We start from the raw sequence: 2,733 nt of genomic DNA, 5'->3' as shown, positions 1-2,733 counted from the left end.
GCTATCCCGGTTGGTGGAGAAACGCACGGCTGAAAGCTATGCGGACCAGATCCCCACGGTTGAAGACCTTCAGGATATCGTGGAAGCCGTGCTGATGGAGAGCGGGCATATTAAAACCGCTCGCGCCTACATCCTGTACCGGCAAAAGCGCACCGAAGTGCGCGAAGCCAAACGTGGCGCTGTCGAGGCGACCGATAATATTCCCTATAAGCTCATCTACGAGGTGCTGCGCTGGAACATCGAGCATGGCTGTGAGTCTGTGGAAGGCATAAACCGGATTATCGAAGAGGGGGCCTATCCGGAACTGGTGATGGCCTGCGAGCAAAGATATGCCAATGAATGCAGGGCCGCGAGCAAGCGCATGTTGGATCATGGCGATGGAGTCCGACTCATCATTGTTGCGGGCCCTTCGTCATCCGGCAAAACCACAACGACCATCAAGATTGAAGAGCAATTGTCGACCCAGGGAAAAAAGCTGAAGGCCATTAATGTCGACAACTATTTCTTTGATCTCGAAATGCACCCGAAGGATGAATTCGGCGACTACGACTATGAGACCCCGCAGGCGTTGGATATTGAGCTGATTAACGATCACCTCGAACAGCTGCTGGACGGCAAAAAGGTCAAGACGCCGCACTATGATTTTCATTCAGGCAAGCGCACGCTCAATGTCCATGAGATGCAGCTGGAAGAGGATGAAATACTATTGATGGATTGCCTGCACGGGCTCTACTCCGATATGACGCGGAGCGTGCCAGACGCGCATAAGTTCCGGCTCTATATCGAAACACTCGGGCAGTTGCGAACGGATGAAGATGAATTCATGCGCTGGGCGGATCATCGTCTGATGCGGCGCATGATTCGCGACAGCTGGAGCCGGAACCACGGCGTCATGGAGACATTGACCCATTGGCACTACGTTCGCAAAAGTGAACTGCAATACATCATTCCGTTCATTGGAAATGTGGACTTTGTGGTCAACAGTGCCATGCCGTATGAGTTTCCGGTGCTGAAGACCAAGCTGTTTCACTATTTCCCCGAAGCGATCGAGCGCTACCGAAACGATTTCAAGCGGCAGGATGCCTATCTTCGGGCCCAGCGCGTGATGCAGTTGCTTGGTCCGCTCGATCTGAGTTGTCATGATTTGTTCGTGAGGGGTTCGGCCCAGCACCTCGCGAAAACGACGTTCCAATTGCCGCCGCGACAGCGATGTTGATTGGGTGACATCGTTGACGTTAATCCCGTCACAAGCGTGAAGACGAATGAATCGGCAAACTTTCGCAAGTTCGATATCATCGACTGCGACCACTTCGGTCGACAAACGCTCGGAAACTGCCGTGGGCGGGATGAACTCGATCTCGGATTCGGGTTGCAACCCGTTCAGCATTTCGTGCAGCAGTTCTGCGGCACGATAACCGACCCGCGATGCATCCGGCCGAACGCTGGTCAGAGGTGGATCGCACATCAAACAAATCGCGTCATCATCATCGACACCGATGACACCAATGTCATCAGGAACGGCGATATCGACTTTGCGGCATGCGTTGAGCACCTGTTGTCCGCGGATGTCGTTACAAACGAACAAACCAGTGGGACGCTGCAGCGTCCGTAGCCACTCGGACATCCGCTCCATGTCTTTGACATCGGCGCGTTCGAGTCCCATCAGCGGAGTGCCTGGCTTTCCTTCGGATTGATAGAACTCGAACGGACAGCCCGCCTGGGTGACGAGTTCGCGAAAATAGTTCAGCCGTGTTTCGGAATAGGATGCAAACCGAAACCCACAAAACGCAAAGCGACGAAATCCGCGATTCCAAAGATGTTCGAGCGCCAATTCGGCAACACGGCGATTGTCGGTTTCGACTTGGGGAACGCCTGTAAATTTTCGATTGCAGCGAACATCGACCATCGGCACATTCAATTTTCGCAGCGGCTCGATCGTATGCGTATCGACGCGAGCAATCACGCCATCGATCCGCGTGTTGGTCATCCAATCCGGCATCGCCGAATCGAGCAACATCTCTTCGTGCAGCAGCGACCAATTGACTTGCGTTCGAGCGAAATGGGAAACTCCACGAAGCAATTCCCGCCCGTAGGCACGAGACGCCTCGACAAGGAGAGCGATTTGAGGGCGTAATTTCTGCTTCATAAGGGTTAATCTGTGCTCCAGCATTGACGCAAAACATTAACGATCTGTCGCGTATCGTTATTGTAGCAAGATTGATCGCCGGTATTATTAGCTTTAGAATCAAGGACGCACGGGCTGAGCCGGTCGTGTCATCGTGCCCCGAGTCGCTCGCGGCGAACCGCGTCCCGTGTTGTCACGCCGCAGGGTGTTTGGCCGGTGCGGCAGCGAATCTCACAGAGACGTTTGGTGACTTGAATGCCGATAGCGGAGTGCGTGGCGATTTTCGCCGCCTGAAATAAGGTTCGCGTGGCACCACTTCAGTCAATCAAATCATAGTCAAGACAAACTCCGTTCGCTGGCACTACGGACAGAATCACGTTCAAATTCATTTCTGGGCACTTCGCCGAGCCAGCTTCACACCCCCTACAAAACCCTACACCTCCAAGTCTCTACACAAAGGATTTTTCGATGGCGGACATCACTACCGTTTGGCAAGGCGAGCTACCTAAAATCGGTATCCGCCCCACGATCGATGGACGATTGGGGGGAGTGCGTGAATCGCTTGAAGAGCAAACGCAAGCCTTGGCTCAACGCGTCAAAACGCTGCT

3 protein-coding genes and 1 pseudogene are annotated in these 2,733 nt (G+C 53.7%); 3 read left to right on the top strand and 1 reads right to left on the bottom strand.

The window, feature by feature from the left end; all coding sequences use genetic code 11:
* Positions 1-1,216: ATP cone domain-containing protein (locus tag ABX962_RS34270; RefSeq protein ID WP_372726154.1), on the top strand; the 1,216-nt coding region annotated here is incomplete at its 5' end.
* Positions 1,217-1,372: 156 nt separating this feature from the next.
* Here ABX962_RS34270 and ABX962_RS34265 read toward each other — a convergent pair.
* Positions 1,373-2,146 (bottom strand): annotated as a pseudogene (locus ABX962_RS34265) (XylR family transcriptional regulator); the annotation flags it as partial.
* Positions 2,147-2,271: 125 nt separating this feature from the next.
* On the opposite strand from ABX962_RS34265, the gene ABX962_RS34260 reads away from it, so the two are divergent.
* Together ABX962_RS34260 and ABX962_RS34255 are read left to right on the top strand one after the other, a co-directional pair.
* Positions 2,272-2,424 (top strand): hypothetical protein, encoded by a 153-nt coding sequence (locus ABX962_RS34260; RefSeq protein WP_372726153.1) that lies wholly within the window; start codon positions 2,272-2,274, stop codon positions 2,422-2,424.
* 169 nt (positions 2,425-2,593) lie between these two features.
* Positions 2,594-2,733 (top strand): hypothetical protein (locus ABX962_RS34255; RefSeq protein WP_372726155.1); only part of this gene is annotated, 140 nt, incomplete at its 3' end.

The organism is Novipirellula sp. (genome assembly GCF_041583735.1).
In the GTDB taxonomy this organism is placed as follows: domain Bacteria; phylum Planctomycetota; class Planctomycetia; order Pirellulales; family Pirellulaceae; genus Novipirellula.
This window is presented reverse-complemented; position numbering and strand designations above follow the sequence as displayed.